Below are 12166 nucleotides of genomic sequence, written 5' to 3' on the forward strand. Positions count from 1 at the left end.
GGCGATGGATTGCGCTGTCAGGAGATCAAATACGGAAACAACAGTGGCGCACGGCCAGCGAGGGTGCGCCGCGCTCGGCGGGCGAGGCGTCCGGGTGGTGCGGCAGCGATGGCAAGACGCCGTCGGCCATGCTCACCACGCATTGCGGCAAGAGGATGGGGCAAAACGGCGTCACATCGGGCGCCGGCGTGCGGTCCAGCGACTGGCCCGCCGGGGCGCAATGCTCCTGGCACAGGCCGGCGGGCTGTCCGACGGACTTTCCGCTGTCCATCATGGCGCAGCCGGGCATGTCGACCGCCGCGACTTGCATCGCGACCTGCATGGCCGCCGGCTGGGCGACCTGACACGCGTGCGCCGCCACAGCCAGCTGCATGAACAGCAGGCTGATCAGCGCTAGCAGCGCAGTCAGGGTCCGGCTCCGGCGGGTAAGGCGCATGTTGCTCGATCGCACATCAACGAGGGAATGGCTTGATTATACTCAGCTCGTATGACGATGGGCCTTGCTTCAGATCAAAAAAATCAGGCCAAGACCAAAAGCAGACATGGCATCGACGACCGCTCAGACGCACAGGTAGCCACCATCGACGTTGAGGACCGCCCCGGTGGTGTAACTCGACGCGGCGGACGCCAGGTACAGCACCGTGCCCGCCATCTCGGAAGGCTGGGCGGCCCGGCGCATCGGCACGTGCGCCAGCAACTGCTTGAGCACGGCGGGCGACTCCTTCAGCGCGGTGGTGAATTTGGTGTCCGTGAAGCCCGGCAGCAGCGCGTTGCAGCGCACGCCCGCCTGCGCCATTTCGACCGCGAAGGCCTTGGTCATGGAAATGACGGCCGCCTTGGTGATCGAATAAATCCCCTGGTGCATGCCCGGAATGACGCCGTTGACGGACGCCACGTTGATGATGGAGCCGCCGCCGTTGGCCGCCATCAGCTTGGCGCCGTGGGTGGACATGAAGAAGTAGCCACGGATGTTCACGTCCACGGTCTTCTGGAACGCGTCCACGCCGGTATCGGCGATGGGGCCGAAGTAAGGACTGGTGGCCGCGTTGTTGACCAGGATGTCGAGCCGGCCATGGCGCGCCGCCAGTTGTTCGTACAAGCCTTCGATCTGCGCCATCTCGCCGATGTGGCAGGCGGCCGCTTCGGCCGATCCGCCGGCGGCGACGATGTCGTCGGCCACACGCTGGCAGTCGTCGATGCGGCGGCTGGTCACGATCACGTGCGCGCCGCTGGCGGCCAGCAGGCGGGCGATCTCCTCGCCGATGCCACGGCTGGCGCCCGTCACCAGGGCGACCTTGCCGGTCAGGTCGAACAACTGGGTTGCGTTCATCGTGGTGTTCCCCTCACGGTTGATAGGCTCGTTCATCGCACGCTCCCGCCGGCCGTGATCACGGCCCGGCAACGCTGGCCCAGGTAGCGCACCATGTCGCCGAAGCCGGCGAACTGCGGATTGGTGGTCTGGCCCAGCGCGTAACGGCGGTAGATCTGCTGCGCGATCACCATCAGGCGGAACAGGCCGAACACTTCATAGAACGCGAAGTCGCCGATATCCGTGCCGGTGCGCTCGGCGTAGTAGGCCAGCACTTCGCGCCGCGTCAGCATGCCCGGCGCGTGCGTGGGCTGGCGGCGCGAGGCGCGGAACGCCGGTTCATCACCGGCCTCCACCCAGTAAGCCAGCGAACCGCCGAGGTCCATCAGCGGATCGCCGATGGTCGCCATTTCCCAGTCGAGCACACCGACCACGCGGGTGGGATCGGCCGGATCGAGCACCACATTGTCGAAGCGATAGTCGTTATGGATCACGCACTGGCGCGTATCGCGCTGCGGCCGCACGGCGCCCAGCCACGCGACCACGTCCTCGCAGGCGTCGGTGCCCTCGGTCAGCGCGCGCTGCCAGCGCGACGTCCAGCCCGCGTACTGGCGCTCCACATAACCGTCGCCCTTGCCCAGCGCAGCGATCTCCGGACGCGCCGTATCGACGTTGTGCAGCTCGATCAGCCGGTCGAGCACATTGGTGCACAAGCGGCGCACGCCGGCCGCATCGAGGCCCAGCTCGGGCGGCAGGTCGCGCCGCAGGATGATGCCGGGCAGGCATTCCATGGCAAAGCACGGCGCGCCGATCACGGCGGGGTCGTCGCAGCGGGCCAGGATGGCCGGCACGTAGGGATAGCTGGGCTTGAGGGCCGCCATCACGGCCGCCTCGCGCAGCATGTCGTGCGCGCCCGCGCCGGCGGCGCCGGCCGGGGCGCGGCGCAGCACCAGCGCGCGCTCGCCATAGTTGATCAGGTAGGTCAGGTTGGAGGCGCCGCCCTGGAACTGGCGAATCTCCTGCTCGCCCTCCAGCCCCGCGATGGCGCCTTTCAGATAGGCGTCCAGGCGGACCATGTCGAGCCGGTCTTCATCGCGCACGGGGCGGGCGTCGGCGATCGCGGTGCTCATGCGCGCTCCTTTCCCGCAGCCGCCCGCTGCCGCGATGCGCGATTGACCACCACGCCGCGCAAGGTCCGCGCGCGGCTACGTTCAGATGCAGAGAAGTCCATGATGTGAGAGCCAGGTTGTTACGATACGGTCAGCCTACGCGAATTGAACCTATCCATAAAATGAATATTAATAATGCGGCAGTATGAATGGGGTTAATATGTCGGGAATCGTCATCCACGCCGCCGCACCATCTCATGTCCAACGACAGCCGCATCGATTTGAATTTGTTCCGCGTCCTCGACGCCATCTATCAACAGGGCGGCATCACGGCCGCCGCACGCGCGTTGCACCTGACGCAACCGGCCGTGACCCACGCGTTGAACCGGCTGCGCGAGCACTTCGACGACCCCCTGTTTGTCCGGCAGGGCAACCGTATCGTGCCGACCGAGCGCACGCTGGCCATGATCGACACCGTGCAAAACCACCTGCACGGCCTGCAGAGCACCTTGCGCAGCGAAGCCGAGGTGCAGCCCGAGACGCTGGATGTGCAGATGACGCTGGGCACGCGCGACATGCTGGAATCAATGACGCTGCCTGCGCTGGCCGCCGCCTTCGCGCGCGAAGCGCCCCGGCTACGGCTGGCCAGCCGGCGCGTGCCGCTCGACGAGATCGAACGGGCGCTGGCAAGCGGCCAGCTCGACCTGGTGTTCGAACGCCGCCTGCGGGTGGGGCCACGCGTGGCCAGCGCCTATATGTTCGACGAAACGCACGTCGTCGTCATGCGCCGCGACCATCCGCTGGCGCATGGCACCCCGACCCGCGACGATTACTTCGCGGCGCAGCACGTGTGCGTCTCGACGTTGGGAGAACCCAACACCCTGGACGTTTTGCTCGGCAACGATGGGCGCCACCGGCAGATCCACCTGTACTGCCAGCACCATTTCGCGGCCTGCCAGATCGCGGCCAGCGGCGACCTGCTGCTGACCCTGCCGCGCTTTTACGCGCTGCGCCTGGCCCAGTTGCTGCCCATCGTGGTCAAGCCGCTGCCGCTGCGGGTCAAGCCGTACCAGATTTACGCCTACTGGCATGAACTGCGCGACGCCGACCGCATCCATCAATGGTTCCGCGAACGGGCGATCCAGGTGGTGCGCGAGGCGGCCATGGCGGCGCTGCCCGCCCATTAAAGGAGTGTGAAGATGAATATTGGTGATGCCGCTGCGACCTCCGGGGTCTCGGCGAAACAGATACGACACTACGAAAGCATAGGCTTGCTGCCGCAGGCCAGCCGCACGGAAGCCGGCTACCGGCGCTATGACGACAAGGATGTGGCCCGCTTGCGCTTTATCCGCCATTGCCGGGGGCTAGGTTTCTCGCTGGACCAGGTGGGCGAATTGCTCGACCTGTGGCAAAACCGCGAGCGCTCGAGCCGCCAGGTCAAGGCGCTGGCGCAGGCCCACCTGGCCGAGCTGGACGCCAAGCTGAAGGAACTGCAGGAGATGCGCACCGCGCTGGAACGCCTGGTGGTGTGCTGCCATGGCGACGAACGGCCCGACTGCCCGATCATCGAATCGCTGGAGGCGGACGTGGCCGGGGCGATTCCGGATGCCCGCCCAGCCAGTCTCCATCCGCATGGCCACTCGCTGGCCAAGTCCCGACAACGGGCCCGTTAGCCGGAGCCGCTGAATCGCGGCGAAGAGGCTGTGTTGATAAATAGGCAGTAGAGGGAATCTTGACGCAAAGTTACATTTTCAATCACTTGATCCTGTGCCATCTTGAGTACATCCGGCAATTTCGGCTTTCTGGCGGAGCATTCTGCATTACTCGTTCAGCTGACAACACCGGCGGAACAGGTCTTTGCCAGCGCCCCCAATACCACGCTGATTAAGCTGCGCCAATTTGGGGAAGCAATGGCGCAGGATCTGGCCGTTCGCTACGGCGTCGGGTTCAATGACAAAACCACGCAAAGCGACCTGCTCTACAAGCTCAATCGCGAGCTCGAGCCGGAAATCCGCACGCTGTTTCATACCCAGCGCATCGAAGGCAATCGCGCCACGCATGAGTTCCATACCAGGCATACAGAGGCCATGGCCAAAGCCTTCCGTGGCGAACTCGTCCCGCAAGACCCGAACGACGAACCCGCCAGCGAACTCCTCAAGCGCCTCGCCGCACAGCGCGAAGCTGCGCCCAAAGCAAAACATACCAAGAAATCGGCTACCACAACCATTTAACTTACCCAATGTGCCCAGTCTGGCGCGAAACACGCAGCTACCACTGGATCGCCTACCGGCGCGATATCGCCTAGCCCGATCTTTAACCGCTCAATCCGCTGCGCAATGATTGCTGGTATGAAAACGAAAAAGGCCAACCCGAAGGTTGGCCTATCTCGTTGAATCTATTGGTCGGGGCGAGAAGATTCGAACTTCCGCCCCCTTGCACCCCATGCGCGAACTCTGCATGTAAAAAACCTTTTATAATCAAAGGTCTAAAAAATTAGATATCCAATATACAATATCGCGACGAACTCAGCAAAGTAACATAACCGTCCAGTTACCCATCGGCATTATCGGCTTTCAGCGAATTTAACTGGGGAGGCGTGTTGACTATCTTTCCACCCAAGCCCTGGCGGCGCGCCAGACCGGGTAGTCGTAGCCCTCGATCGAATGGACAGCCTGACACTTCGCGTTCCCGACAAGGAGGTTGAGCGGCGCCGCGGCCGGCTCGCTCAAGCTACGGCTCCCAGCTTGGCGTCTTCGTCCGCAGGTTCCACCATGCCACCAGCCGATGGCTCGGTTGCCTTTCCTAAAAGTAGCGGCTACGGCAAACGTATCAAAATTCAGCGGACCCGATATTTTGCTTGGACGGCAGCAATGAATTTTGGCCACTCGACGGCTCGTTGCGCTGCTATCGACTGCACATGCGGCCTGTCTCCCAAGCACTGAAGCAACTCACTTGCTGCGGGGAAGTCGTCCAGAAGGTCGATGTCGAAGAGTTTCTTGGCGACTGACACTCCCAATTCAACGGAGTAAAGAAACACGATATCGGCCAAGGTGAGCGAGTCGCCCGCCAGGTAGGGTGAGAACTTCGCGTGTCGCTTCAGCGCTGCAAAGCCGGAGGTCAACTCGTCGCGCGCCTTGGCTTTGATTGCATCTGAACACTTCGCGCCGAACAGGGCCTCTGGATAGCAACTGCGTGCCGGCAACTCAATGTACAGCTCAAGCTCTTTCATCAAAGCGCGTACACGGGCTTTCTCACCTGGGTCCTTAGGAAGCAGCGGAACACCGCCGGACGTCTCTTCGATGTAGTCGAGCAGGACGCTGGTTTCATTCAGATAGCCGTTGGGTGTTTCCAAGTACGGCACTTTTCCGCGTGGGCTTTTGGCGAGGAATTCGGGACTTTGGCCCGGATAGGTCAACACAAATTCGAAGGGTACGCCTTTTTCGAGCAGCGCCAATTGCACCATATTGACGTAATTGCTAGATGGGAAACCGTAAAGCTTAAGCATCATTTTTTCCTGGTATTTTTTGGGTATTAAGCTGACAGTCCAATTGAAGGATTGATCAGGTATTTACCCCCGGTGGCACGCTGGCTGTAGATGGCAATTTCATCGAGATGGAGCGCTTCGGCCAGTGACACCACCCGCGTATAGTGGCAGGCGAAAACCGTTTTCAGGTCAGCAAGTACGCACGCCTGCATCTTCATCCGCTCGCTCGTACCAAGTGTTTGCATGTAGTGCGTTAGCAACCAACCGCTGATGCCAAAGGCCAAACCAAAGTTAAGCCTGATGGTGGTCGGGGAACGATCAAGCACCCCGTAGATGTATGCCTGCTTACGCGTTGCCGACCCATATCGGCTATAGGGCTCGGATTGAACCAGCGATTTTTCCATCACGGCCATGATCTGCGTCAGTAATTCCCCCCCGCCGATCGGGTCGAATACCAGCGTCGCTCCTGTGGCCTCAATCGCGCTCGTCAGATCTTGAAGAAAGTGTGGTGACGCGGAATTGCAGACCCACCTGGCCCCCATTTCCTTGAGCAGATCGTACTGGGACTGGCTACGAACAATATTTACCAAGCTGATATTATCTTTCCGACACAGCTTGATCAGCATCTGCCCCAGATTGCTCGCCGCGACAGTATGGACGATCGCCTTGTGTCCCTCCTTGCGCATGACATCCACCATGCACAGTGCGGTGAGCGGGTTAATAAACATGGCCGCCCCATCCGCCGCCGTGCAATCGTCCGGCAGCTCGACACATTGCGCGGCCTTGGCACAGCGATATTGCGCATACATCTCGCCACCGAATGTGGCGACCATTTTGCCGAGCAAGGCCTGTGCTTGAGGTGATTTTCCGGCTCGTACAACCACGCCGGCACCTTCATTGCCTACTGGCATCGATTGATTTAGTCGGCCTTGCATGGCGGGCATTGCCGTCGCCGGAACGGTGGCAGAGACGACCGGAAATTCCGCTGTTCCGGACGCTTTCGCAGTCGTCAAGTCTGCTGCGCCAAAAAGCAGGTTGAAATCAGACGGGTTGAGTGGCGCCGCCTCAACCCGGATGATCACTTCATCCACAGCGGGCTCGACGACGCGAATTTGCCGCAGGGATAATTCCAACTCTCCACTGTCTTTGATTAAAGAACGCAGTTGCAATCCTGTGGTCGCTGGATGTGTCATGGCTTTCCTTGTTGAATGCTTTTAGAAAACAAGGGTAGTAGTTTCAGATAAATCACCACGGAGAACTATCAGTTTTCCGCAATGTGTGAATTTGTTCGACTATCCGCACCGACCAAAAACTGAACCGGGTGTTCTGGTACCCCTGCCAGATAATCATCATTCGACTGGACATGCGCCCCAGACTTGCGCATAGTTAGGCCATGCACAATACCGACACACGCCCGCCCCTGCCCGCGGTGGAAATCCGGGACATCGACAACCAGTCGATGGTCGACGCCGGCTTTCAAGTGATCGACCAGGACCTGGTGCGCCTGCAATCGAAACCGCTCAAGGCGCGGCAAGTGATCATCCGTCTCGATGGTTGCATCCTGGTCCACCAGTTCACCAACCTGCGGCTGCGCTCGCGCCCCAGCCTGCCCGACCAGTTCATCGCCTTCGTGGCGTTCGGCCCCGACGCCAGCGGCAGCGTCAACGGCCTGCAGGTGCGCCACGACATCATGCTGGCGGTTCCGCCCTCCACCGGCCTCAGCCTGGTCAGCGACCCCGGCTACGAAAGCATCACCTTCCTGCTGCGCCCGGAGGACGTGAGCGCCCACCTGAAGGTGCGCGATCTGGAGGACAGCTTTCATCTGCCGCAGGAGGTGCAAGTGCTGCACGTGGGCGCCGATTCGGCCGGCAGCCTGTTCGCCTTGGGCAAACGGCTGGTCGAGCTGGCGACGGCAGACCCCGAACTGTTCAACAACAAGGAACAGCGGGCGGCCGCACAGGCCGACCTGGTGGACACGCTGCTGACCACGCTGTCCGCCACCAGCAAGCTGGAACCGGAGCGGCGCGAACGCACGCGCCAACTGCAAAGCGACATCGTCCGGGCGGCCGAGCGCTACGCGCTGGCGCACGCCGACGAGCGCCTGTACGTGACGGACCTGTGCCGCGCCGCCGGCGTCAGCGAGCGCACGCTGGAATACGCGTTCCGGGCCGTCATGGCGCTCAGCCCCACCGCCTACCTGACCCGCATCCGCCTGCACCGGGTGCACCACGCGCTGTTGCAGGCGCGCCCGGGCTCGACCACCGTGACGGAACAGGCGCTGAACTGGGGATTTTGGCACTTCGGCGAGTTTTCGCGGGCCTACAAGGACTGCTTCGACGAACTGCCCTCCAACACGCTGCGGCGCAGCGCCGGCCAGTCGTAGCGGGGGATTCGGATTTCCGATAGCGCCGTCGGGTGAATTCAAGAAGACTCTTGAACACCTCACTCCGACCGGGAATCCCCATGACACCGACAAGCAATGTACTGATCGACAATCACCACGGCCTGAAATTCACGGAAAGCCCCCGCTGGCACGACGGCAAGCTGTGGTTCATCGACATCCACGACAAGGGCATCAAGACGGTCGCGCCGGACGGCACGCTGGAGACGGCGCTGGCGTTGCCGTTCCTGCCCAATGGCCTGGGCCGCACGCCCGACGGCGCCTGGCTGTTCGGCGACGCGCTGGGCCGCCAGCTATACCGCTGGGATGGCGCGCAACTGGCGCAACTGGCCGACCTGTCGCAGTTGACCACGTTCTGCCTGAGCGATGGCATCACGGACGCCCACGGCCGCTTCTACGCGGGCGACATCGGCTACAACTTTTTCGACCCCGCCAACCAGCCGGTCGACACCTGCGTCATCGTCAAGGTGGAGCCGGACGGCAGCGCGGCGGTGGTCGCGGACGGGCTCTCGTTCCCCAACGGTATGGTCATCACGCCGGACGGCAAGACGCTGATCGTGGCCGAATGCATGGCGCACCGCCTGACGGCCTTTGACATCGACGCCGCCGGCGCCCTGCACAACCGCCGCGTGTGGGCCGCGTTCGACGCCGGCGTGCACCCGGACGGCATCTGCCTCGACGCCGAGGGCGCCGTCTGGGTCGCCAACCCCGAGGGCCGCGACCAGGTGCTGCGCGTGCTCGAAGGGGGCCGCGTCACGCACCGGATCAAAGTGGGCACCGACGCCTTCGCCGTGATGCTGGGCGGCGCGGACGGCCGCCAGCTGTTCATCTGCACGTCCGCCTCGCACGACCCGGCGCAGATCGCCCGCGCCCCGTCCGCCCGCATCGAGACGATGCCGGTGGAAGTGGCCGGCGCCTGAACCGCGGCGCGCCGGCAGGGCCGCGCCCGGGGACCGGGACCGGCCCGCCTCTCCGGTCCCGCCCACCGTGTTACCTGGTGAGGATGTGGATCGCCACCGAACCTTCCTCCACGCCGATCAAGCCGCCGCCGTTTTCCTGGATCGCATGGCGGGCGCCCTGCACCTGGCGAGCGCCGGCCTCGCCGCGCAACTGGGTGACCAGTTCGAACAACTGGCCGATGCCGGTGGCGCCCAGCGGATGGCCTTTCGATTCCAGGCCGCCGGACGGGTTGATGGGCAGGCGTCCGCCCAGCGCGAACTCGTTGCGCTCGGCCGCCGGTCCGCCTTCGCCCAGCGGCACGAAGCCGAGGTTCTCCGACTGGATGATCTCGCCCATGGCGGCCGCGTCGTGGACTTCGGCCACGTGCATGTCCTGCGGGCCCAGGCCGGCGATTTCATAGGCCTGGTTGGCGGCCAGGCGGGCCAGGTTCAGTTCCGGCTGGTCGTAGCGGCGGTGACTGAAGCTGCGGATCACGCTGGCCGCGACCTTGATGCAGCGCGACTTGTCCGCGCCCAGCCGCTTGAGGCCCTCCTCCGTGCACAGGATGACGGCGGCGGCGCCGTCCGACAGCGGCGCGCACATCGGCAGCGTCAGCGGATAGGTGATGGGCGGCGCGGCCAGGATCTCGTCCACGCTGAACGGCTTGCGGAACTGCGAATACGGATTGAGCACGGAATGGCCGTGGTTCTTGGCCGCCACGGCGGCGATCTGGCGCTGCGTGGTGCCGAAGGTCTTCATGTGGTAGCGGCACATGGCCGCGTAGATCGCCATGAACTTGCTGTACGGGCGCTCCGACTCGCTGCCGGCCGGCACGGGCACGCCCTCGCCCATCTTGATCAGCGTCGCATAGTTCTCCTCGGCGCGCGAGACGTCCCAGCCCGCCTCCATGACGGTGAGCGCCTTGAGCTTGTCGGCGATGTTCATCTTCTCGCAACCGATGGCCAGCGCGATGTCGGTGGCGCCGGCGCGCAGGCCCTGGATCGCCAGGTGCACGGCCGAACTGCCGGCGGCGCAGCCGTTGTCGACGTTGAAGATGGGGATGCTGTCGATGCCGATCTTACCCAGCACCACCTGTCCCGGAATGGCGAACTGGCCTTGCAGCGGGCCGTTGGTGATGCCCGCGTAGTAGGCGGCGCCCACCTGTTCCGGCAGGCAGCCGGCGTCCTTCAGCGCGCCGCGCAGGGCCTCACCGGCCAGGTCTTCCAGGCTGCGGTCGGGATGGCGTCCGAAGACGGTCATGGAGATACCAGCGATGTAAATTGTGCTCATGATTGTTCCAATGTGAAGTTGATGTTGACGCTGCGCTTAAATCTTGCGGCCCTGCCCCTGCCAGTAGCCGGCCCGCAAATCCTTCTTCAGTACCTTGCCCGACGGGCTGCGCGGCAGCTGCGCCACGAAGTCCACGGACTTGGGCGCCATCACGCTGCCCAGTTGCTGCTTGCACAGCGCGATCAGCTCGTCGGCCGCCACCTGCTGGCCCGCGTTCAGCTCGACCACCGCCTTGACGGCCTCGCCCCACTGCGCGTCCGGCACGCCGATCACGGCGCAGTCCTGCACCGCCGGATGGGACCAGATCACCTGTTCCACCTGGCTCGGGTAGACGTTGAAGCCGCCCGTGATGATCATGTCCTTCTTGCGGTCGGTGATGTGCAGGTAGCCGTCCTCGTCGATGCAGCCGATGTCGCCCGTGTGCAGCCAGCCGTCGATGATGGTCTCGGCCGTCTTGGCCGGCTCCTTGTAATAGCCCTTCATCACCAGGTCGCCGCGCACGCAGATCTCGCCGGACTGGCCGCGCTCCAGGATGCGTCCGTCGTCGTCCATGATCTCGACCTGCACCAGCGGGTTGGGCCGGCCCACCGAGGACAGGCGCGCGTCGCTGGCCGGCTGGCCGGCGTGGACATGCTCGCCCGGCAGCAGGGTCGAAATCGAGCCGGGCGCCTCGGTCTGGCCGTAGCCGCCCGTCATCACGGGCCCGAACACCTCGATCGCCTGCTTGAGCTTTTCGACCGACATCGGCGCCGCGCCGTACATGAAGTAGCGCAGCGACGAGAAATCCACCTTCATGTTGATGTCGGGGATGTCGAGCAGGCGATAGATGACGGTGGGCGGCAGGAAGATCTCGGTCACGCGGTGGCGCGCTATGGCGGCCAGCATCAGCGCCGGGTCGGGCTTGGACAGGATAATCACGGCGCCGCCACGGCACGTCACGGGCAGCGACAGCAGGCCGGCCGTGTGGGTCATGGGCGCGGCCGCCAGCGTCACCGGCTTCTCCTCGGGTCCGTAGGGGCAGGCCATCAGGAAGTGGGCGAACGCGGCCTGGTAGCCGCGGTGCGTGTTCATCACGCCCTTGGGCGCGCCGGTGGTGCCGCCCGTCGGCATCACTGCCACCACGTCGTCCATGTCGACCCGCACGTGCGGCTTGCTGGCCGACTGGCCGGCGATCCACTCGTCCAGCGCGACGGACTGGCGCACCTGCGGCGTGGGGCCGTCGATGCAGATCCAGTGCCTGACCTTGGGCAGCTGCGCCTGCAGGCCGGCGATGGTGTCGGCGAAATAGGCCTGGTAGAACAGCACCTCGCAGTCGAACTGGTCGAGCACGTAGCGGTTCTCCTCGGCCGCGTTGCGCGCCCCCACCGGCAGCCAGCACATATTGGCGCGCCACAGGCCCAGCGCGCAGGCCCAGGCCGTGGTGTCGTTCATGGCCCAGACGGCGCCCTTGGTCTCCTTGGGCAGGCCGGTGGCCAGCAGTGCGTTGGCGATGCGGCACGACAGCTCGCCCACTTCATTGAAGCTGTAGCTGCGCTCGTCCTGGATGTAGGCGGGACCGTGCGGGTTGATGCTCCAGCCCCGGTCAAAGAAATCGATCATGGCCATCTGCGGCCTCCTTCCAATGGTTCGATGAG

General features: G+C 63.9%; 12 protein-coding genes. 5 read left to right on the top strand and 7 right to left on the bottom strand.

The features are described 5' to 3' along the window. Positions 1–25 precede the first annotated feature (25 nt). The 3 genes from AC1RQG_RS16610 to AC1RQG_RS16620 form a co-directional block, all read right to left on the bottom strand. Positions 26–436: a hypothetical protein gene (locus AC1RQG_RS16610; protein WP_493133114.1), complete on the bottom strand. Its 411-nt coding sequence runs from the start codon at positions 434–436 to the stop codon at positions 26–28. Between the two features lie 123 nt (positions 437–559). Further along, complete coding sequence (locus AC1RQG_RS16615; RefSeq protein ID WP_493133173.1) at positions 560–1330, bottom strand: SDR family oxidoreductase; 771 nt, start codon at positions 1328–1330, stop codon at positions 560–562. A gap of 32 nt (positions 1331–1362) precedes the next feature. Further along, entirely contained in the window at positions 1363–2439 is a 1077-nt protein-coding gene (locus AC1RQG_RS16620; protein ID WP_493133115.1) for a phosphotransferase family protein, read from the bottom strand. Between the two features lie 236 nt (positions 2440–2675). Between AC1RQG_RS16620 and AC1RQG_RS16625 the strand changes: the two genes are divergently transcribed. The 3 genes from AC1RQG_RS16625 to AC1RQG_RS16635 all read left to right on the top strand — a co-directional run bounded on the left by AC1RQG_RS16625 (position 2676) and on the right by AC1RQG_RS16635 (position 4649). Further along, entirely contained in the window at positions 2676–3605 is a 930-nt protein-coding gene (locus AC1RQG_RS16625; RefSeq protein WP_493133116.1) for a LysR family transcriptional regulator, read from the top strand. 12 nt (positions 3606–3617) lie between these two features. Continuing rightward, a complete protein-coding gene (gene cueR, locus AC1RQG_RS16630) occupies positions 3618–4091 on the top strand; it encodes a Cu(I)-responsive transcriptional regulator (RefSeq protein ID WP_493133117.1) in 474 nt (157 codons plus the stop codon). Between the two features lie 102 nt (positions 4092–4193). Then, complete coding sequence (locus tag AC1RQG_RS16635; RefSeq protein ID WP_493133118.1) at positions 4194–4649, top strand: hypothetical protein; 456 nt, start codon at positions 4194–4196, stop codon at positions 4647–4649. Positions 4650–5254: 605 nt separating this feature from the next. Here the strand turns inward: AC1RQG_RS16635 and AC1RQG_RS16640 are convergent. Both AC1RQG_RS16640 and AC1RQG_RS16645 read right to left on the bottom strand, forming a co-directional pair. Beyond that, positions 5255–5923 (bottom strand): glutathione S-transferase family protein, encoded by a 669-nt coding sequence (locus AC1RQG_RS16640; protein ID WP_493133119.1) that lies wholly within the window; start codon positions 5921–5923, stop codon positions 5255–5257. A gap of 26 nt (positions 5924–5949) precedes the next feature. Further along, positions 5950–7095 carry a zinc-binding dehydrogenase gene (locus AC1RQG_RS16645; RefSeq protein ID WP_493133120.1) on the bottom strand — a complete coding sequence of 382 codons (1146 nt, stop codon included), beginning with the start codon at positions 7093–7095 and terminating at the stop codon, positions 5950–5952. 200 nt (positions 7096–7295) lie between these two features. Here AC1RQG_RS16645 and AC1RQG_RS16650 point away from each other — a divergent pair, with 200 nt between their 5' ends. After that, complete coding sequence (locus tag AC1RQG_RS16650; protein WP_493133121.1) at positions 7296–8285, top strand: helix-turn-helix domain-containing protein; 990 nt, start codon at positions 7296–7298, stop codon at positions 8283–8285. A gap of 80 nt (positions 8286–8365) precedes the next feature. After that, entirely contained in the window at positions 8366–9223 is an 858-nt protein-coding gene (locus tag AC1RQG_RS16655; RefSeq protein ID WP_493133122.1) for an SMP-30/gluconolactonase/LRE family protein, read from the top strand. 70 nt (positions 9224–9293) lie between these two features. Here the strand turns inward: AC1RQG_RS16655 and AC1RQG_RS16660 are convergent, their stop codons facing one another. Together AC1RQG_RS16660 and AC1RQG_RS16665 are read right to left on the bottom strand one after the other, a co-directional pair. After that, the gene (locus tag AC1RQG_RS16660; RefSeq protein ID WP_493133123.1) at positions 9294–10532 is read right to left on the bottom strand and encodes a thiolase family protein; all 1239 of its coding nucleotides are present in this window, start codon (positions 10530–10532) and stop codon (positions 9294–9296) included. A 36-nt stretch (positions 10533–10568) separates the two neighbouring features. Next, positions 10569–12137, bottom strand: coding sequence for an AMP-binding protein (locus AC1RQG_RS16665; protein ID WP_493133124.1), 1569 nt, complete (start codon positions 12135–12137; stop codon positions 10569–10571). Between the last annotated feature and the right edge of the window lie 29 nt (positions 12138–12166).

The organism is Rugamonas sp. GW822-FHT03B10, assembly GCF_058801745.1.

Coding starts and splice junctions, on each gene's coding strand:
- AC1RQG_RS16610 (WP_493133114.1), bottom strand. CDS start 436: ATGCGCCTTACCCGCCGGAGCCGGACCCTGACTGCGCTGCTAGCGCTG.
- AC1RQG_RS16615 (WP_493133173.1), bottom strand. CDS start 1,330: ATGAACGCAACCCAGTTGTTCGACCTGACCGGCAAGGTCGCCCTGGTG.
- AC1RQG_RS16620 (WP_493133115.1), bottom strand. CDS start 2,439: ATGAGCACCGCGATCGCCGACGCCCGCCCCGTGCGCGATGAAGACCGG.
- AC1RQG_RS16625 (WP_493133116.1), top strand. CDS start 2,676: ATGTCCAACGACAGCCGCATCGATTTGAATTTGTTCCGCGTCCTCGAC.
- cueR (WP_493133117.1), top strand. CDS start 3,618: ATGAATATTGGTGATGCCGCTGCGACCTCCGGGGTCTCGGCGAAACAG.
- AC1RQG_RS16640 (WP_493133119.1), bottom strand. CDS start 5,923: ATGCTTAAGCTTTACGGTTTCCCATCTAGCAATTACGTCAATATGGTG.
- AC1RQG_RS16645 (WP_493133120.1), bottom strand. CDS start 7,095: ATGACACATCCAGCGACCACAGGATTGCAACTGCGTTCTTTAATCAAA.
- AC1RQG_RS16650 (WP_493133121.1), top strand. CDS start 7,296: ATGCACAATACCGACACACGCCCGCCCCTGCCCGCGGTGGAAATCCGG.
- AC1RQG_RS16655 (WP_493133122.1), top strand. CDS start 8,366: ATGACACCGACAAGCAATGTACTGATCGACAATCACCACGGCCTGAAA.
- AC1RQG_RS16660 (WP_493133123.1), bottom strand. CDS start 10,532: ATGAGCACAATTTACATCGCTGGTATCTCCATGACCGTCTTCGGACGC.
- AC1RQG_RS16665 (WP_493133124.1), bottom strand. CDS start 12,137: ATGGCCATGATCGATTTCTTTGACCGGGGCTGGAGCATCAACCCGCAC.